Annotated in this window: 14 protein-coding genes and 2 pseudogenes; 7 read left to right on the top strand and 9 right to left on the bottom strand. The window is 65.7% G+C overall.

Features of this window, described 5'->3' with window-relative positions:
* Window positions 1–213: 213 nt before the first annotated feature.
* The 5 genes and pseudogenes from uraH (at window position 214) to H681_RS26925 (ending at window position 4,375) form a co-directional block, all read left to right on the top strand.
* Window positions 214–567: a hydroxyisourate hydrolase gene (uraH, locus tag H681_RS15405; protein WP_015477804.1), complete on the top strand. Its 354-nt coding sequence runs from the start codon at window positions 214–216 to the stop codon at window positions 565–567.
* A 204-nt stretch (window positions 568–771) separates the two neighbouring features.
* A pseudogene (locus H681_RS27130) lies at window positions 772–1,383 on the top strand (response regulator); the annotation flags it as partial.
* A 75-nt stretch (window positions 1,384–1,458) separates the two neighbouring features.
* Window positions 1,459–2,553: a PAS domain-containing sensor histidine kinase gene (locus tag H681_RS27125; protein WP_330217879.1), complete on the top strand. Its 1,095-nt coding sequence runs from the start codon at window positions 1,459–1,461 to the stop codon at window positions 2,551–2,553.
* A 40-nt stretch (window positions 2,554–2,593) separates the two neighbouring features.
* Window positions 2,594–3,199 (top strand): annotated as a pseudogene (locus H681_RS26930) (response regulator); the annotation flags it as partial.
* A 93-nt stretch (window positions 3,200–3,292) separates the two neighbouring features.
* A complete protein-coding gene (locus H681_RS26925) occupies window positions 3,293–4,375 on the top strand; it encodes a sensor histidine kinase (RefSeq protein WP_236620545.1) in 1,083 nt (360 codons plus the stop codon).
* A 142-nt stretch (window positions 4,376–4,517) separates the two neighbouring features.
* On the opposite strand, the gene H681_RS15390 is transcribed toward H681_RS26925, so the two are convergent.
* The gene (locus tag H681_RS15390) at window positions 4,518–5,864 is read right to left on the bottom strand and encodes an NCS2 family permease (RefSeq protein WP_015477801.1); all 1,347 of its coding nucleotides are present in this window, start codon (window positions 5,862–5,864) and stop codon (window positions 4,518–4,520) included.
* Between the two features lie 397 nt (window positions 5,865–6,261).
* On the opposite strand from H681_RS15390, the gene H681_RS15385 reads away from it, so the two are divergent.
* Window positions 6,262–7,038: a GntR family transcriptional regulator gene (locus H681_RS15385; protein WP_015477800.1), complete on the top strand. Its 777-nt coding sequence runs from the start codon at window positions 6,262–6,264 to the stop codon at window positions 7,036–7,038.
* Window positions 7,039–7,092: 54 nt separating this feature from the next.
* Here H681_RS15385 and H681_RS15380 read toward each other — a convergent pair whose 3' ends face one another.
* The 6 genes from H681_RS15380 to H681_RS15355 form a co-directional block, all read right to left on the bottom strand.
* A complete protein-coding gene (locus H681_RS15380; protein WP_015477799.1) occupies window positions 7,093–8,445 on the bottom strand; it encodes an MFS transporter in 1,353 nt (450 codons plus the stop codon).
* Window positions 8,446–8,486: 41 nt separating this feature from the next.
* Window positions 8,487–9,680: an L-2-hydroxyglutarate oxidase gene (gene lhgO / locus H681_RS15375; protein ID WP_015477798.1), complete on the bottom strand. Its 1,194-nt coding sequence runs from the start codon at window positions 9,678–9,680 to the stop codon at window positions 8,487–8,489.
* A 133-nt stretch (window positions 9,681–9,813) separates the two neighbouring features.
* On the bottom strand, window positions 9,814–10,524 hold the full coding sequence (locus H681_RS15370; RefSeq protein ID WP_015477797.1) for a FadR/GntR family transcriptional regulator: 711 nt from the start codon (window positions 10,522–10,524) through the stop codon (window positions 9,814–9,816).
* Window positions 10,525–10,643: 119 nt separating this feature from the next.
* Window positions 10,644–11,711, bottom strand: coding sequence for an HlyD family secretion protein (locus H681_RS15365; RefSeq protein WP_015477796.1), 1,068 nt, complete (start codon window positions 11,709–11,711; stop codon window positions 10,644–10,646).
* Between the two features lie 15 nt (window positions 11,712–11,726).
* Entirely contained in the window at window positions 11,727–13,307 is a 1,581-nt protein-coding gene (locus H681_RS15360) for an MFS transporter (RefSeq protein WP_015477795.1), read from the bottom strand.
* A gap of 163 nt (window positions 13,308–13,470) precedes the next feature.
* Entirely contained in the window at window positions 13,471–14,394 is a 924-nt protein-coding gene (locus tag H681_RS15355; protein ID WP_015477794.1) for a LysR family transcriptional regulator, read from the bottom strand.
* 163 nt (window positions 14,395–14,557) lie between these two features.
* Here H681_RS15355 and H681_RS15350 point away from each other — a divergent pair, with 163 nt between their 5' ends.
* Window positions 14,558–14,983, top strand: a complete 426-nt coding sequence (locus H681_RS15350) for a universal stress protein (RefSeq protein ID WP_015477793.1) — start codon at window positions 14,558–14,560, stop codon at window positions 14,981–14,983.
* Between the two features lie 257 nt (window positions 14,984–15,240).
* Here H681_RS15350 and guaD read toward each other — a convergent pair whose 3' ends face one another.
* Window positions 15,241–16,545 carry a guanine deaminase gene (gene guaD / locus H681_RS15345; protein WP_015477792.1) on the bottom strand — a complete coding sequence of 435 codons (1,305 nt, stop codon included), beginning with the start codon at window positions 16,543–16,545 and terminating at the stop codon, window positions 15,241–15,243.
* A gap of 97 nt (window positions 16,546–16,642) precedes the next feature.
* The gene (xdhC, locus tag H681_RS15340; RefSeq protein WP_015477791.1) at window positions 16,643–17,494 is read right to left on the bottom strand and encodes a xanthine dehydrogenase accessory protein XdhC; all 852 of its coding nucleotides are present in this window, start codon (window positions 17,492–17,494) and stop codon (window positions 16,643–16,645) included.
* Window positions 17,495–17,547: the final 53 nt, after the last annotated feature.

Below are 17,547 nucleotides of genomic sequence, written 5' to 3'. Positions count from 1 at the left end.
CTCAGGCATCTGGTGCACCCGTGCAGGCGGCTGTCCTGGTGGCTTTTTGCAAGGTTGAATTACTTTTTTGTATACAATTGAGCGCATCGCTGGGTATATTCGATTCCGCACAAACGCACTTGCCGGCTGTCCGTGCGGCAGCCCGCCGAATTTGAATCAACGAGACAGAGGAGGAAGGTGTCCGCCGGCGGCGCCGGAGACATCGATAAGCCAATGGGACGCTTGACCACTCACGTACTGGATTCCGCCCACGGCTGCCCTGGCCACGGCATCAAGATCGAGCTGTACCGCGTCGAAGGTCAGCAGCTGGAGTTGATCACCACCCGTGTGACCAATGACGACGGCCGTGTCGACGAGCCGCTGCTGCAGGGCGACGATTTACGCGCCGGCGTCTACCAGTTGCTGTTCAATGCCGGCGATTACTACCGCGCCCGTGGTGTGGAACTGCCGACCCCGGCCTTCCTCGACCAGGTCGTACTGCGCTTCGGCATCGCTTCCGAGAAAGATCACTACCATGTGCCGCTGCTGATTTCGCCTTACAGCTATTCCACCTATCGCGGCAGCTAGCAGGCGCTTCTTCGACGGCCTGCCGCCGGCCCGGGCATTACCCCCGACTCTTCGTGGAGTCTCCTTCAGCCCGCCGATTGGCGGGCTTTTTTATCCTCCTCCTGAGTACGTCTGCCTCATGGTTGGCGCACCGTTGCCTGCGCGGTCGCTGCCCGGGGCATAGCCATCTATTCTTTCTGTCCTGAGTATTCGATGGAGTTCTGGATGAGCAGGATCCTGATCGCCGACGCGCAGCCGGTGACCCGGCACGCGATCCGGCTATTGATGGAAGAAGATGGCCATGAGGTGGTGGGCGAAGCCGACAATGGCCCGAAGACATTGCAACTTGCGCGCTCCCTGCGCCCCGATCTGACCATCCTCGAACTTTCCATTCCCGGTCTGGGCGGGCTCGAAGTGCTCCAGCGCCTGATTGCCGCCGAGCCGGATGCGCGAGTGCTGGTGCTGACCACCCAGGATTCCGAGTACTTCGCCGGGCGCTGCCTGCAGACGGGCGCCGGTGGCTTCGTCAGCAAGCAGGACGATCCCCTGAATCTGCGGCGTGCGACGAACGCCATACTGCGGGGGCACAGCTATTTCCCGGATGGCGCACTGACTGGCGCCGCCCCCGCGCTGGTGGGCTGCCAGCAGCCGTCGCTTTCCGCGCGCGAGGTTTCGGTCCTGCAACTGCTCGCCCGTGGCTTCAGCAACATCGCCATCGCCGAGCAACTGGCGATCAGCGACAAGACCGTCAGCACCTACAAGGCGCGTCTGCTGCAGAAGCTGCACGCATCATCGCTGGTGGAGCTGATCGACATCGCCCGCCGCAATGACCTGTTGGGCTCGTCCAGCGGCGACGCGAAAGCCACTGACCTCGGCCCCGGACAGGGCGAGCAGCTCGAACTGCTGCAGAAGATGATCGACGCCGTGCCCGGAACCCTTGCGGTGCGCGATATCGACGGGCGAGTGATGATCTGCAACCAGGCCTTCCTCGAGATCTCGGGATTGTCCAGCGACGAGGTCATCGGTAGCCGCTACGCCGATATCATGACCTATTCGCTGGAGGATGCCCGGGCGGTTCAGGGCAACTACCTGCAAGCGGTTGCGCAGAACGCGCCGATGACCTTCGAGCGGGTATTTACCGACAAGCGCGATGGACGTCGGGTGCTGACGCTGTGGGCCAAGCCTCTGCATGACGCGGGTGGGCGACTGATAGGCATGCTGTGCGGATCGCAGAACCAGACCGAGCGCGATGGTCTGCTGCGCGAGTTGCGCGATACCTCCCGGCGCATGGAAGCCGGGAATCGTGTCAGGGATGCCTTCATACAAGCCATGAGCCGGGAAGTGGGCGCGGTATTTCGCGGGATCTCGGCGATGATCGATCTGACGCTGTCGCAACCGCGCATCGGCGACGCCCAGCGCGAGCCGTTGAAAGTGGCCCATGAGATGACGGCAAGTCTGAGCAGCGTGTTCGCCGATCTGCAGGACTTCGGCCTGTTGCAGGCCGGAAGGCTGACCCTGGATCCGCAGCCCCATGACCTGCGCGAGCTGGCCGAGAGCTGTATTGCCGGGCAACGGGATCAGGCCCAGGCCAGGGGACTGGCGCTGGAGCTGCAGTGTGGCCGGTTGCAGGAGCCCAGGGTGTGGGTGGATGCCGGGCGACTGCGCCAGGTGCTGGACAACCTCCTCGGCAATGCCGTGAAGTTCACCGACGACGGCGGCGTGTTGATGCGCCTGAGTGCGGTGGCGGGGGGCAAGGGGCAGGTCGAGGTCATGCTGGCCGTGGAGGACAGCGGCCCCGGCATCGACGATGGAGAGCTGGAGCGGCTGTTCGAGCCATTCCGCCAGTTGCCGGACGCCGGGCACATTCTGCGCGGCGGCTCGGGCCTTGGCCTGACGCTGTGCCGCATGTTGCTTGAACTGATGCACGGCAGCATCGAGCTGAAAAGCCATCCCGGCGCGGGTACGCAGGCGCTGGTGCGGTTGTCGTTGCCGGTAGCGGAGGGTTGATGCGGATGTCGAAGTCTGTGGTGATTCCGGGAGGCCGCGGGTGAGCAGGATCCTGATTGTCGATCCGGAGCCGGTAATCCGGCATGCGATCCGTCTGCTGATGGAAGCGGAAGGGCATGAAGTCGTGGGCGAAACCGGCAGCGGTCCACAGGCGCTGCAACTGGCTCGCAGGCTGTTGCCCGACCTGGTGGTGATGGAGCTTTCCATTCACGGGCTGGGAGGGCTGGAAGTGATCCAGCGCCTGGTTGCGATGGAGCTGGGCTGCAGGATTCTGGTGCTGACGGCCCAGAATTCGGAGTATTTCGCCGGCCGCTGCCTGCAGTCTGGGGCGCGGGGTTTCGTCAGCAAGCAGCAGGACCCGCGTGAACTGAAGGCCGCCGTACATGCTTTGCTCGCCGGTCAGAACTATTTCCCCAGCCACATACTACTTGGCGCAAGCCAGCATAGCGAAGTGCTGCAGGACCTGTCGGTACGCGAACTGGCGGTGCTGCAACTGCTGGCGCGCGGGCTCAGCAACGTCGCGATCAGTGAACAGCTGGCGATCAGCGACAAGACCGTGAGCACCTACAAGGTCCGCCTGATGCAGAAACTGCATGCGACGTCGCTGGTGGAACTGATCGACATCGCCCGGCAACAGGGGCTGGTCGAAGCCTCCGGGAGCGAGCCGGAGCCTCAGGCTGGCGGCCCGGGGCTGAAACAGCGGGAAAGGCTCGAAATCCTGCAGAAACTGATCGATGCCATGCCGACCCCGCTCACCCTGCGTGACCCCGAAGGGCGGCTGATGGCCTACAACCAGGTCTACCTGGATTCGATCGATATGCCGCGCGAAGAGGTGATCGGCAGTCAATTCGTCGAGGTATCCAGATTCACCGACCCGGAAGACAGGCGGGTCATCCGGGAGGCTTACCTGAAGGCGGTGGCCGAACGGAAACCGCTGTTCATCGATCGCGTGGTGGAAACCAGGGAGGGGCGGCGCACGCTCTCCACCTGGACGAAGCCCATGTTCGACGCCGATGGCTCGCTGCTCGGCATGTTCTCCGGCTCCGAGGATCACACCGAACGGGAAGAGCTGCTGCGCCAGTTGCGCCATTCCAGTCTGCAGGCGCGGTCGACCGAACGCATGCGCAGTCACTTCCGCGGCGCGGTGACGCGCGAGATCGGTGTGGCCTTGCGCGGAATCTCGAAAACGCTGGAGCAGGTACTGGCCGGGACGGAAATCGGCGAGGGGCAGCGTGACCTGCTGACGGCCGTTGGACAGATCGCGGAGAACCTGCAGGGCGTGTTCGCCGACGTGGACGATTTCGTCCAGCTGGATACCGGCACTCTGCTTCTAGAGCCCCGGCGCCATGATCTGCGTGAGCTGATCGACGCCTGCCTGCCGGACTACCGCACCGAGGCTTCGACGAAAGGGCTGGATTTCAAGGTGCGGCTGGAGCGGCTGCAGGCTAAGCCGGTGTGGATCGATGCCCCGCGTCTGCGCCAGGTACTGGACAATCTGATGGGCAATGCCCTCAAGTTCACCGATCGTGGCGAGGTACTGCTGCGCGTCGAGACCAGCGAGAGTGCCGGTGGTCAGGTCGAGTTCGTGCTGGATGTCGAGGATAGTGGCCCGGGGATGGCCGACGAGGAGCTGGCGCACCTGTTCGAGCCGTTCCGCAGGCTGCCCGACTCGGAGCACCTGGTGAGTGGTGGGATCGGTTTCGGGCTGGTGCTGTGCGAAGGGCTGGTGAAGCGGATGGGGGGCAGTATCGACGTCAGCAGCGAGCAGGGCGTCGGCACAAAAGTGCGTGTGCGCCTGCTGCTGCCCGTTGCCAGTGACTGAGCCTCGGCGGCTCGGCAGGGAAGCTCCGTCTGCGGCGGCGAACAGTGCGGCGTTGCTGTAGAGCAGCCGGGTATCCGGGATCATCGACGGTGTTTCGCCGAAAGTGAAAGCCCCGGCGCAGTTGCGCCGGGGCCCCAGGGTCTTACAGGAAGATGAACTTGGCCACGAAGATGGCGCACAGCGCATACAGGCTGACGGTCACGTCCTTGTGGCGGCCGGTGAAGACCTTCATCGCCACGTAGGTCACGAAGCCCAGGGCGATGCCGTCGGCGACCGAGAAGGTCAGCGGCATCATGATCACGGTAACGATGGCCGGAATGGTTTCGGTGTGCTCGTTCCAGTCGATGTGGGCCATGCCGCCCATCATCAGCATGGCGACATAGATCAGCGCGCCGGCGGTGGCGTAGGCGGGGATCATGCCGGCCAGCGGAGCGAAGAACATCGCGGCGACGAACAGCAGGCCCACCACCACGGCGGTCAGGCCGGTACGGCCACCGGCGGCGACGCCCGCGGCGCTTTCCACGTAGCTGGTCACCGGCGGTACGCCGAGCACCGCGCCGAAGGCGCTGGAGGTGCTGTCGGCCTTCATCGCCTTGGACAGGTTCTCGATGCGACCGTCCTCACGTACCAGGTGCGCACGCTGGGCCACCCCCATCAGGGTGCCGGCGGTGTCGAACATGTGCACGAAGAGGAACGCCAGGATCACGCTGATCATGGTCACGTTGAAGGCGCCGGTGATGTCCATCGCCATGAAGGTCGGCGCCAGGCTCGGGGGCATGGAGAACACGCCGCCGAACTGGACGATGCCCAGGGCGATGCCGGCCACGGTGACGGTGAGGATGCTGATCAGGATGCCGCCGAACACGCGACGGTACTCCAGCACCGCGATCATCAGGAAGCAGAGGGCGGCCAGCAGCGGCCCGGGGCTGGTCAGGTCACCCAGGTGTACCAGGGTGGCGGGGCTGGCGACCACGATACCGGCGGTCTTCAGGCCGATCAGCCCGAGGAACAGGCCGACGCCGGCGCCCATCGCGAAGCGCAGGCTCACCGGGATGCTGTTGAGCAGCCATTCGCGCACGCGGGAGAAGGTCAGGATCATGAAGGCGATGCCGGAGATGAACACCGCGCCCAGCGCGATCTCCCAGCTGTAGTTCATGGTCTTGACCACGGTGTAGGTGAAGAAGGCGTTGAGGCCCATGCCCGGCGCCAGGCCCACCGGCCAGTTGGCGTACAGGCCCATCAGGAAGCAGCCGAGCGCCGCGGCAAGGCAAGTCGCGACGAATGCGGCGCCGTGGTCGATGCCGGCGTCGGCCATGATGTTGGGGTTGACGAAGATGATGTACGCCATGGTGATGAAGGTCGTGAGGCCCGCGGCGAGTTCGGTCTTCACGGTGGTGCCATGCTGGCTGAGCTTGAACAGACGTTCGAGCAGGCCGGTAGCAGGCGGGCTTGAAGCAAAGGCTTGTTGTTCTTGTTTGGTGCTTTCCACAGCGGTACTCCTCAACGCTCTTGTTGTTGGTCCCTTGCCGTCGGCTGGTTCACCTGCGTCCCTTGCGCAAACGGAAAGAGTTGTGAGGGTGTGATTTGTTGACTCTTAGGTCAGGAAGTCACGCCGCGATTATGCAGTTGTGTACAAAAAGTTCAAATAATGTTTGGTGCCTTTTTGAAAGATTTTTACAAGCAAAGGCATGGATTGGTCGCAGGATGGTGCCGGAACCCCTGGCGAATCCCTTCCTATTGGCGCCAATCGCGACTCGCTTGGGACGGCTGCACGATGCTGGCCATTTTGTGTACACTGTTGCCCAATACCTGGCCGACGCCAGCTCTCCGCTCGCTCCAACGGATTTCGCGCCGGCCCCACGCCGGCTGATCAGGGTTCGACACCAATGACCGACCAGTTGCAACAGATCAGGAAGCAGCCGCGCAATGGCAAGAGCCGCAGCGGTACTCAGGACGAGATCGTCTACGCGCACATCTTCGATGCGATCCTTGAGCAGCGCCTCGCTCCCGGCACCAAGCTGAGCGAAGAGGCCCTCGGCGAAATCTTCGGTGTCAGCCGCACCATCATCCGTCGCGCGCTGTCGCGCCTGGCCCATGAGCAGGTCGTGCTGCTGCGCCCGAACCGCGGCGCGGTGGTGGCGAGCCCGAGCATCGACGAAGCCCGGCAGATCCTCTTCGCCCGCCGCACCGTCGAGCGCGCGATCACCGAGCTGGCCGTGGACAACGCCAGCAGCGATACCCTCGCCGAGCTGCGCGACATGGTGAAACAGGAGCAATCCAGCTTCGCCCGTGGCGACCGTGGCGCCGGCATCCGCCTCTCCGGGGAATTCCACCTCAAGCTCGCCGAGATGGCGAAGAATGCGCCGCTGGTGGTCTTCCAGCGCAGCCTGGTGTCGCAGACCTCGCTGATCATCGCCCAGTACGAAAGCGGCGGTCGCTCGCACTGCTCGTTCGACGAGCACAACGAGATCCTCGACGCCATCGAACGGGGCGACAAGGAAAAGGCCGTGATGCTGATGATGCACCACATGGCGCACATCGATGACAAGCTGAACCTGGACGTGGATGGCGCATCCGGCGACCTGCACGCGGTGTTCTCGCACCTGCTGGCCGGCAAGAAGAAGCCGCGCCGCAGCAAGGCGGATGCCGATTCGGCGGCCTGATCGCCAGGCAGAAAAAAGCCCCGCAAACGCGGGGCTTTTTTCGTTCTGGCGGCGTCAGTTCTTGAATGCCGAGTGCTTGCTGCCCTGGTCGAACGACGCGGCGATCACCAGGATCACGGCGGCAACGAACAGGATCGCGACCACCCCGGCCGTGGAGTGGGTCGGCGACGACGCCACCAGCGACAGCGCACCCAGCGGTGCCAGGCCGCCTGCCACCGCGGTGCCAATCTCGCGGCCGGTACCCACGCCGGAGGAGCGGGTGTGAGTGGGGAACTGGCGGCTGAGGAAGGAGCCCTGCGGAGCGAACATCATCGGCGCGAGGAGGCCGGTGCCGATACCCAGCGCCACGTAGATCCACAGGCTCTCGCCGGTTTCCAGCAGCGCCATGAACGGGTACGCGCAGATCGCCGAGAGTACGCCGCCGGCGATCAGCACCTGCTTGCTGCTGTAACGGTCGCACAGGCGGCCGAACAGTGGCACGGCGAAGATGGCGATGAGGCTGGCGATGGTTACCGACAGCGAGGTGACGTTGGCCGTGACGTGCTTGTACTGGGTCAGATAGGCCAGGGAGAAGGTCTTGAAGATGTAGCTCAGCGCGTTGTAGCCGATGGCCACGAAGAACACCACCAGCAGGCCTTTCAGGTCGTTGCGGAATAGCGCCAGCAGCGGGACTTTCTGCACGCTGTGCTCGTCGTGGCTGACCAGTTCGCCGGCCTTGGCTTCGTGCAGTTCGCTGTATTCCGGGGTTTCCGGGATGCTGCTGCGCACCCACAGGCCCACGCCCACCAGTACGATGCTGGCGATGAACGGGATGCGCCAGCCGCCATCGAGCAGGAACTGATCGCCATGCAGGGTCAGCGCGTACACGGTGAGGGACGACAGCAGCAGGCCCAGGTTCAGGCCCAGCGCCGGCCAGGCGCCCTGGCTGCCGCGCTTGCCTTCGGAGGCGTGTTCGTAGGAAGTCACCGCGGCGGCGGCCAGTTCGGCGCCGGCGCCCAGGCCCTGGATGATGCGGATCGCCACCAGCAGGATCGGTGCCCAGATGCCGATAGTGTCGTAGTTGGGAATCAGGCCGATCAGCGTGGTGCACACGCCCATCAGCACGAAGGTCACCACCAGCATCTGCTTGCGGCCGAACCTGTCGCCCATGTGGCCGAACAGCATGCCGCCGAAGGGACGGGCGATGAAGCCGATGGCGAAGGTGGAGAATGCCAGCAGCGTCGCGGTTTGCGGGTCGCTCGGGTCGAAGAAGATCTTGGCGAAGACGATCGCCGCCATCGTCGCGTAGAGGTAGAAGTCATACCACTCGAGCATGGAACCGACGATGGTGGCGGCGGCCACCTTGCGCAGACGGGTCTTTTCCTGGGCAGGCGTTTCCCGCAAGGACGCGGGCCTTGTTGCGGTCATCTGTTGTTTTCCTTGTGTGAATGACGAGGTCGGGCGTTGGCTCAGGCCTGTTGCAGCAGGCGGTCGGCGATCATTTCGCCGATGGGGATGGCCGAGGTGGCGGCCGGCGAGGGCGCGTTGCAGACGTGCAACATGCGCGGCGTTTCGAGGAACAGGAAATCATGCACCAGCGTGCCGTCGCGCATCACCGCCTGGGCACGGATGCCGGCCTCGATGGGTTGCAGGTCGTCCAGTTGCAGGGACGGGCAGTACTTGCGGCATTGCTCCAGGTAACCGGCCTTGAACAGCGAGTTCTTCATCTCTGCCAGGCCCGAGCGCAGGTTGGCGCCGATGGTTTTCCAGAAGCCGGGGAAGCGCGCGTACTCCAGTACGTCGGCGAGGTGCGTGGAGAACTTCGGATAACCCTCGCGGGCGAAACCGAGCACCGCGTTGGGGCCGACGGTGACGCTGCCATCGATCATCCGCGTCAGGTGGATGCCGAGGAACGGCAGTTCCGGGTCCGGGATCGGGTAGATCAGGTGCTTGACGATGTCGTTCTTGCTCGCCGGCAGGCGGTAGTACTCGCCGCGGAACGGAATGATCTGATGCTGCGTTTCGATGCCCGCCAGGCGCGCCAGGCGGTCGGACTGCAGGCCGGCGCAGGCCACCAGTTGCCGTGCCGTCCAGCCTTCGTCGCCAGCACGGATGTGGACGTTGTCGCCGCCCTCGCGGATCGCATCGACCTTCACGCCCAGGCGGACTTCGCCACCGCTGCGTTCGATGACTTTCGCCATCGCCTGGCAGACCTGGCGGTAGTCGACGATGCCGGTGGAGGAGAGGAACAGGCCGCCGAGGCCGACGATGTTCGGCTCGCGCTCGCGCAATTCGCCGGCCTCCACGCGCTTGACGTCCAGGCCGTTGAGCTTCGAGCGCTCCAGCAGGGCGTCCATGCGTTGCAGTTCGAGGGCGCTGGACGCCACCAGCAGCTTGCCGCAGACGTCGTAGGCGATGCCGTGCTCGTCGCAGAAGTCCTGGGTGGCCTGGGCGCCACGCTTGCACAGGTCTGCCTTCAGGCTGCCCGGCGCGTAGTAGATGCCGGCGTGGATCACGCCGCTGTTGTGGCCGGTCTGGTGGCGGGCCAGGCTGTCTTCCTTTTCCAGCAGGAGCAGCGACGCACCGGGGCGCACCTGCAGCAGGCGCATGGCCGTGGCCAGGCCGACGATGCCGCCACCGATGATGCAGAAGTCGTAAGTCATTGTTGTTTCTCTTGTACCGCGGTCGGGTTGTCAGACTTTATTGATCAGGTCAGGTTGTCTGACAAATTCAGCTGGCGGCGATTAAATCAGGTTGTCAGACAAATTTCGAGTCCGACTTACGGATGAATATGTTTCAGTGGGGCAGGGGCGCCAGTTCGATGCCTAGGCGCTTGGCCGAGGCGCGCAGATGGCTCTCGGCGCTGTTCGCGGCGGCGTCCGCATCGCTGGCGGCGATGGCTTCGTAGAGCGCGCGGTGCTCGTTCTGCGCAGGAGACGAGCCGCCCTTGAGGCCGGCGGAGTTCTCCCAGGCGGTGCGCCGGGTGTGCGCCAACTGGCCGCCGAGGAAGTCGTGGAAGGCCACGAAATAGTCGTTCTTGCAGGCGGCGGCGATGGCCTTGTGGAACTCCACGTCGGCCCCGCCGGAGCGGTCGAAGTCGGCGCGGTGCTCGTCCATCACCTTCAGCGCCTCGGCCATGCGCGCAAGGTCGGCGGCGCTGCGGCGCTGGGCGGCGATGCGGGCGGCCTGAATCTCGATCCACAGGCGCATCTCGAACAGTTGCGCCAGCCCCTGGCCGCCATCGTTGCGGCCAGGCAGACGAAACACCGTACCGCCGGGTGTGCCGGAGATGAACGAACCGCTGCCCCGGCGGCTGACCAGTACGCCGTCGGCCTTGAGCTGCGCCACCGCCTCGCGCACCACCGAACGGCTGACGTTCAGCTGTTCGGAAAGCTGGAATTCCGTGGGCAGGCGCGAACCTGCGGGCAGGCGACCGGAATCGATTTCACGGCGCAGGGAGGCGACCACGCGCTCCACCAGGGAGTCGGGGCGTTCGAGTTCGATCATGGGATTCGTCAGGTTGTCGGACTGGATGGCGCATAGCGTGGCTGATCGACGCGCGCCAGGCAACCGCCGCGTCAGACGCGGTGGGTGCCGTGCAGCCTGTCCGAGGTGCCGGCGGGGGATCATTGCACCGCCACTTTCCGCTCATCCGCGGCGTGCTTGCCGGTGTCGATGCGCGCGATCACCGACATGCCCACGCGCAGCTTCTCGCGCAGCGGTTGGTCGGTGTCGAGGACGATCTTCACCGGGATGCGCTGGACGATCTTGGTGAAGTTGCCGGTGGCGTTGTCCGGAGCGATGGGGGCGAAGCTCAGGCCGGTGGCCGGGGCGATGCTGTCGACGTGGCCGTGCAGGGTTTCGCCGGGGAAGGTGTCGATGCTGATCTCGACGCGCTGCCCTGGCTGCACTTCGGTCAGCTGGGTTTCCTGGAAGTTGCCGACCACGTAGGCGTCCTGCAGCGGCACCACCGCCAGCAGGGCATTGCCCGGCGTGGTGTAGGCGCCCACGCGCACAGCGCGGCGGCCGACCATGCCGTCGAAGGGCGCACGAATCTCGGTGTACGACAGGTTCAGTTGCGCCTGCTGCAATTGCGCCTGGCCACGCTTCAGTGCGCCGAGAGCTTCGGCCTGCTGGGCCAGCAGGACGTCGAGCTGCTTGCGCGCGGCGAGGGCGGCGGCCTTGTCCTTGTCCAGCACGGCCCTGGCCGAGTCGATGCGGGAGCGCGCCTGCTGGGCGTTCTGCAGGGTACCGGCGCCCCGGCTGACGAGGTGCTCGTAACGCTTGAGCTCCTGCGAGGCGAAGACCAGCGCGGCCTGGTCGGCCTGTACCTGGGCGGCGCTCTGGGCGATCACCGCCTGCTGGCGTTCGAGGTCGGCGGCGACATGATGATGGCGCGCCTCGGCAGCCAGCACGTCGGCCTCGGCGGCCTCCAGCGCGGCACGGTAGTCGCGGGCGTCGATGCGCGCCAGGACCTGGCCGGCCTTCACCGATTGGTTGTCTTCCACCAGCACTTCTGCGATGAAGCCGGCGACCTTCGGCGCCACCAGGGTGAAATCGGCGTGGACGTAGGCGTCGTCGGTGCTCTGCTCGCGGGCGGGACCCAGCAGGCGCAGCAGCAGGTAGACGACCAGGGCGAACAGCAGCACGGCGACCAGGGCCAGGCTGCCGCGACGGGCGTTCAGTTTCGACATGGGCAGACCTTCGAATCAGGGAGTGGGAACGACAGGGCGCGGCGGGTAGACCCGCAGCGGCATCAGCGGAATCAGGACGAGCAGGGCGGCGGCCAGGCCGGCCATCGCCAGCAGGGTGTCGGAGGCGGCGAGCACGCCGGCCTGGCCACGTACCTGGCCGGCCAGGCGGTCGATGTTCTCGACGCCGCCCAGTTGCTCCAGGCGCAGGCCGAGGGCATGCGGGACGTTGCCCAGATGATCGACCAGGCGGTTGGAGTGGTAGTGCTCGCGCCAGGTCATCAGGATCGACACCACGGCGCTGCCGAGCACCGCCGAGAAGCCGCGCACGCTGTTGAACCAGGCCGAGGCGAACGGCCCTTCGATGGGCGCGACCACACTGGTGGCGGACATCAGCAGCGGCACCACGGCCATCGGCTGGCCGATGATCTGCAGCGCCAGCAGCCAATAGAAGTTCTCCCGCGTCCACTCGCTGGTCAGTTGGCTCATGCCGAAGGCCGACAGCCCGCACAGGCTGATGCCGATGGCCAGCACCCAGCGGCAGTCGACGCGGGGGATGTTGCACAGTCCGGCGACCAGCGGCAGCGAGATCAATTGCGGCAGTGCCACCAGCAGCGCCATCGGCGCCGATTGCAGTGGGCGATAGCCGTGGGCCGAGGCAAGGTAGGACGCCGGCACCCCGGCGCATGCGCCGAGCACCACCAGCACGCCGGCGAGGGTGATCAGCGAGTGGGTGAAGTTGCGCCGCTTGAGAATGTCCAGACGGTAGAAGGGCAGCGGGTGCGTCCATTCGTTGATGAAAAAAGCCACCAGCAGCCCGGCCCCACCGATCACCAATAGGATGATCAGGTCGGATTCGAACCAGTCCAGGCGTTCGCCCTGCAGCAGGCCCATCACCAGCATCAGGATGCCCGGCAGGCCGAGGGCGAGGCCCAGGTAATCGAACTGGCGCAGGCGCTCCAGGCGCAGCGGGTCCTGTGGGATGCCCCAGGCGACGGCGGCCAGCGCCACCGCGCAGAGCGGGATGACCTGCCAGAACACCCACTGCCAGCCGACGAACTCGGTCCACAGCGCCGCCAGCGGCATGCCCAGGTTGGGCGCGAAGGTGGCGGTCAGCGCGTAGGCGCCCAGGCCGTAGAGCTTGATGCCCGGCGGCAGGAAGCGCAGCGCCACGGTCATCAGCATCGGTGGCATGCAGCCGCCGGCGAAGCCCTGCAGCAGGCGCAGCAGGTAGAGCGTCTCGACGTTCGGCGCGAACGGGCAGAGCAGCGCCAGCAGGGCGAAGCAGGCGATGGCGCCGAGGGTGAAGCGGCGCAGCGAGACGGTGACCGAGAACCAGGGCGCGAAGGCCATCGCCGCCACCTGCGCCGCCGAATACAGGGCGAGCAGCCAGGTGCCCTCGTCGTGTCCGATGGCCAGCGCGCCGCGCACGTCGGTCATGGCCAGGTCGGTGACCTTCTCGTTGAGCCCGGCGCTGAGGGACGCGATCAGCACGCCGAGCATGCCGACCACGATGCGCAGGCCGAATGGCTGGGCAACAGGTGCGGAAGGTTTCGCTGGTGGCGGGCTGGCAGCTGAAATCGGGGCGAGCGCGGTCATGGCCGGCCTCCACGAGGGTGGCCGATGCCGCCGCCCTTGGGCGGTGAGGTGCAAGGCATAGGAATCAACTCGGATATTTTCGACCGAGTCTAGGGAAGGGCGATAGCTGTGGAAATTGAAATGATTGCAGCTAATCAGTGTGTCTGATGCACTTGTTGTTCGCTCAGCTCAGCAGGCCGGAGCTCTCGCGCAATTCGATGCAGACCCGTTTCACCGTCTGCCGCAGCCAGCAGTGCGCCGGGTCGTTGTCGAAGCGCGGGTGCCAGGCCTGCAGGATCACCACGGATTTCAGCGGCAGCGGAATGTCGAACTGGCGCAGGGCGAAGCCCAGGCGATCCAGGCGCCAAAGCGAGTGCTCGGCGATGGGCAGCACCAGGTCGGACTCCAGCAGGGCGAAGATCGAGGAGTGGAAGGTCGGCGCGGTGAGGCGAATTTCACGGTGCAGGCCGAGGTTCGCCAGTTCCTCGTCGATCGGCCCGATGGCGCGGCCGCGCCGCGAGACGCTGATCTGCGGGAAGGAGGCGAAGCGCTCGGCGGTGATCTCGTCGTCGAAGATCGGATGGTCGCGCCGCGCCAGGCCGACGAAGCTGGTGGTGAACAGGGTCTGCGTGCGGATTTCCGGTTCCAGCGTCGAGGTGGCGCCGATGTACAGGTCGATGCGGTTCTGCCGCAGGGCTTCGTCGTCGAAGTCGGCTTCCGGGGCGATGCGCAGGCTGCAGCGCGGCGCTTCCTCCTTCATCACCGCCAGCATCCGGGCGGCGAAGCCTCCCACCAGCACGTTGTTGGAGCGCAGCACGAAGCAGCGTTCGAGTTGGTCCATGCGCAGGTTTTCCTTGGCATTGAACAGGCGCGTGGCGTGTTCAACCAGGTCGCTGACTTCCTCGCGCAGCTGCAGCGCACGTGGCGTAGGCACCAGGTTGCGCCCGGCACGGACCATGATCGGGTCGCCCACCGCCTCACGGATGCGCGACAGGGTGCGGCTCATCGCCGGTGCGCTCAGGTGCATGCGCCGTGCGGCACCAACCACGCTGCCTTCTTCGAGCAGGATGTTAAGGGCGACCAGCAGGTTCAGATCGGGCAGGGCCATGACGACTCCGAAGGGGCAGGGCAGTCCGGACATGTTCCATTTCGACGGGCCTGCCTGGCAAGCGTGCGTTTCCTGCAAGGGTCCATTACGTTTTGCGTGTCTTTACGGGGCCCGGTGAGGCCCGAAGAATGCCCCTGGGTTCTTGTTTCGGAAGGAGAGCGGCATGTTCAAACGGATTCTGCTGGCCATCGATGGCGCGGCGCAGTCACCACGGATCATCGCCACGGCGGGGGAGCTGGCGCGTTGCAACGGCGCGGAGCTGCACGTGGTCTGCGCGGTGGACCGCGCCTTCGCCATGCCCCGCCAGGACGTGCTGGAGTACCCGCCGGCGGAGCTGGAGCAACATGAGGCGCAGGTGCTGGTGGATGACGCGGTGGCGCAGTTGCAGCCGTGCGCCGCTTCCGCTGCCGTGGTGGCGGGCGACCCGGCGCGGGCGATCCTGCGCGAGGCGGAGCGGCTGGCGTGCGACCTGATCGTGATCGGTCATCGGCACCTGGGGCGTATCGAGCGGCTGCTGGACCCGTCGGTGGGGCAGCGGGTGATCGAGCGGGCGCCTTGCCCGGTGCTGGTTGAGGTGCGGGGGGAGTAGAGGCTTTCGCAGGAGCGGACTTCGTCCGCGATCCAGTGCCGTGCTGTTCGCGAGCAAGCTCGCTCCTACAAGTCAGCTCCGGTGCGCTCTTCGTAGGAGCGAGCTTGCTCGCGAACCAACACCTGCACCGTGCCACGGCCCGGAAATCCAGGTGTTGGGTGGGAGCGGTCGCGTGCAAGGCGCGCGAGGGGGGAATGAAAAGCGGCCGCAGCGCCGGGTTGGTCCTGAGCGAGGCCCCGGCGCTGCGACCGTAAGGGTCAACCGCGGCGATGAACGGAACGGCCGTGCGCGAAGGTTTCCTTCACGGTACGGTCGTCGCCGAGGATGACCAGTGCGAAGAGTTTCTCCTCCAGGGTCCTGGCCTGCTGCAGGCGATAGTCCAGCAGCGGGGTGGCCTTGTAGTCGAGGACCACGAAGTCGGCCTCGTTGCCCTGGGCGAAGCTGCCGACCTTGTCCTCCAGCTCCAGCGCGCGGGCGCCGCCGAGGGTGGCCAGGTACAGCGACTTGAACGGATCGAGCTTGATGCCCTGCAACTGCATCACCTTGTACGCCTCGTTCAACGACTGCAGCTGGGAGAAGCTGGTGCCGGCACCGACGTCGGTGCCCAGGCCGACCTTGACCTTGTGCTTCTCCAGCTTGGCCAGGTCGAACAGGCCGCTACCGAGGAACAGGTTGGAGGTCGGGCAGAAGGCCACGGCCGAACCGGTTTCCGACAGGCGCTGGCATTCGCCGTCGCACAGGTGCACGCCGTGGGCGAACACCGAGCGCGGGCCGAGCAGGCCGTGGTGGTCATAGACGTCCAGGTAGCCCTTGCGCTCCGGGAACAGCTCCTTGACCCACTCGATTTCCTTGAGGTTCTCCGACAGGTGCGTGTGCAGGTACACGCCGGGGTGTTCCTTGAGCAGGCGGCCGGCGGCGTCCAGTTGCTCCGGAGTACTTGTGGGAGCAAAGCGCGGAGTTACCGCGTAGAGCAGGCGGCCCTTGCCGTGCCAGCGCTCGATCAGCGCCTTGCTGTCCGTGTAGCTGGATTCGGCGCTGTCGGTCAGGTAGTCCGGTGCGTTGCGGTCCATCATCACCTTGCCGGCGATCAGGCGTAGGTCGAGCTTCTGCGCAGCGCCGAACAGCGCGTCCACCGACTGCGGGTGCACGGTGCCGAACACCAGCGCGGTGGTGGTGCCGGCGCGCAGCAGTTCCTTGAGGAAGATGCCGGCGACATCGGCGGCATGGGCCGGGTCGGCGAACTGCTTCTCGGTGGGGAAGGTGTAGGTGTTCAGCCAGTCCAGCAACTGCTCGCCGTAGGAGGCGATCATGCCGGTCTGCGGGTAGTGGATGTGGGTGTCGATGAAGCCGGGGGTGATCAGCGCGTCGCGGTATTCCAGCACGTCGACACCGCCCAGTTGCGGCAGCAGCTCGGCGGCGTGGCCGACGCGGGCGACCTTGCCGTCTTCCACCAGCAGGATGCCGTCCTCGAAGTACTGGTAGGACTTCTCCACACCGACTTCGGCCGGGTCGGCGACGCTGTGCAGGATGCTGGCGCGGTAGGCTTTGGCTTGAGTGCTCATCGATCTCTCTTCAGTCGGGTTTCGGGGCCGGGGCGCTCGCAGGCGCCGGGGCGGGATGGGCGGCGCGGAATAGAGATGCGCCCATGCTACGGAAATTTCAGGCGCCGCTTTCGGCGGTGCGTGCGCGACGGCTCGTGGGTAACAGTTTGGCCACAGTGTTCTCGCCCTTGCCGGTCTGCTGACCGAAGGTGGCGTTGTAGGTGGCGATCACCTCGCCGGCGATGGACACGGCGATCTCCACCGGCAGCTTGCCCTTCACCTCGCCGATGCCCATCGGGCAGCGCATGCGTTGCACGGTGTCGGCGGCGAAACCGCGGTCGCGCAGGCGGTGTTCGAACTTGGCGCGCTTGGTGTCGGAGCCGATCAGGCCGAAGTAGGCGAAGTCGTTGCGTTCGAGGATCCTGGCGGTCAGCTCCAGGTCCAGCGCGTGGTTGTGGGTCATGACGATGAAGTAACTGCCGGCGGGCATCTCGTCGATCTCGTCGATCACGTCCTCGTTGATTACTCGGGTCACGCCTTCGGGGATGCGGTCGGGGAACTCGGCCTCCCGCGAGTCGATCCAGCGCACCTTGCACGGCAGGCTGGCGAGCAGCGGCACCAGGGCGCGGCCGACGTGGCCGGCGCCGAATACGGCGATGTGCGCCTGGGGCTGGCCCATCGGCTCGAACAGCAGCACGGTGGCGCCACCGCAGCACTGGCCGAGGCTGGCGCCGAGGCTGAAGCGCTCCAGCTTCGGCTCGCGCTCGCGGGCCAGGAGCATCTCGCGGGCGATTTGCATGGCCTTGAACTCGAGGTGGCCGCCGCCGATGGTGTCGTAGGCCTTGTCGGCACTGATGACCATCTTCGAACCAGCATTGCGCGGGGTCGAGCCGCGCTCTTCGATGATGGTCACCAGCACGCTGGCTTCGGCGCGTTGTTGCAGGTCGGCGAGGGCACTGATCCAGTTCATGGCTTCAACCTCTGAGGCTGGGCTCTTCGTAGGAGCGAGCAAGGACTAGGCGT

The sequence above is a fragment of the Pseudomonas sp. ATCC 13867 genome (genome assembly GCF_000349845.1).
Classification (GTDB): Bacteria; Pseudomonadota; Gammaproteobacteria; order Pseudomonadales; family Pseudomonadaceae; genus Pseudomonas.
This window is presented reverse-complemented; position numbering and strand designations above follow the sequence as displayed.

What these genes read in the sequence shown, in the direction of transcription:
- H681_RS15380 (WP_015477799.1), bottom strand. Translation starts at nt 8,445, where the DNA reads ATGACCGCAACAAGGCCCGCGTCCTTGCGGGAAACGCCTGCCCAGGAA.
- xdhC (WP_015477791.1), bottom strand. Translation starts at nt 17,494, where the DNA reads ATGAACTGGATCAGTGCCCTCGCCGACCTGCAACAACGCGCCGAAGCC.
- H681_RS27125 (WP_330217879.1), top strand. Translation starts at nt 1,459, where the DNA reads ATGATCGACGCCGTGCCCGGAACCCTTGCGGTGCGCGATATCGACGGG.
- H681_RS15385 (WP_015477800.1), top strand. Translation starts at nt 6,262, where the DNA reads ATGACCGACCAGTTGCAACAGATCAGGAAGCAGCCGCGCAATGGCAAG.
- H681_RS15355 (WP_015477794.1), bottom strand. Translation starts at nt 14,394, where the DNA reads ATGGCCCTGCCCGATCTGAACCTGCTGGTCGCCCTTAACATCCTGCTC.
- lhgO (WP_015477798.1), bottom strand. Translation starts at nt 9,680, where the DNA reads ATGACTTACGACTTCTGCATCATCGGTGGCGGCATCGTCGGCCTGGCC.
- guaD (WP_015477792.1), bottom strand. Translation starts at nt 16,545, where the DNA reads ATGAGCACTCAAGCCAAAGCCTACCGCGCCAGCATCCTGCACAGCGTC.
- H681_RS15370 (WP_015477797.1), bottom strand. Translation starts at nt 10,524, where the DNA reads ATGATCGAACTCGAACGCCCCGACTCCCTGGTGGAGCGCGTGGTCGCC.
- H681_RS15365 (WP_015477796.1), bottom strand. Translation starts at nt 11,711, where the DNA reads ATGTCGAAACTGAACGCCCGTCGCGGCAGCCTGGCCCTGGTCGCCGTG.
- H681_RS26925 (WP_236620545.1), top strand. Translation starts at nt 3,293, where the DNA reads ATGCCGACCCCGCTCACCCTGCGTGACCCCGAAGGGCGGCTGATGGCC.
- H681_RS15360 (WP_015477795.1), bottom strand. Translation starts at nt 13,307, where the DNA reads ATGACCGCGCTCGCCCCGATTTCAGCTGCCAGCCCGCCACCAGCGAAA.
- H681_RS15350 (WP_015477793.1), top strand. Translation starts at nt 14,558, where the DNA reads ATGTTCAAACGGATTCTGCTGGCCATCGATGGCGCGGCGCAGTCACCA.
- uraH (WP_015477804.1), top strand. Translation starts at nt 214, where the DNA reads ATGGGACGCTTGACCACTCACGTACTGGATTCCGCCCACGGCTGCCCT.